The organism is Dellaglioa sp. CoH-57-MRSF-19, assembly GCF_056781975.1.
Genome location: NZ_JBXAXW010000324.1, coordinates 1 through 245, shown reverse-complemented (window position 1 = coordinate 245; position 245 = coordinate 1). Strand labels below are relative to the sequence as shown.

The window sequence follows — 245 nt, the reverse complement described above, 5'->3', positions numbered from 1 at the left end:
ATTGGCGACAACGTAAGGCACCCATTCCGGGCTGGGCGGCCGGATTCATGCCGCGCGCCCGTGTTGGTATCGATGCGTGCGTGAATCAGCACGCGGAACCGAAACCGCGACGCGCGGACGGCGTGCACGCGTGTGATAACCTGTTGGCTATCATCCGTTCGCACCGAAAGCATATCGCGCGCACGCATCGCGGCGACTCCAATGCAGAGTTCCGCGTATCCGCGCTCGCTTGCTATCTCGAAGGC

Annotated in this window: 1 protein-coding gene; it reads left to right on the top strand. The window is 62.9% G+C overall.

What is annotated here, in order from left to right; translation table 11 throughout:
• Positions 1–245, top strand: a 245-nt coding sequence (locus AC1RO3_RS09360; protein WP_481764146.1) for a hypothetical protein, incomplete at both ends; no start/stop codon positions are given.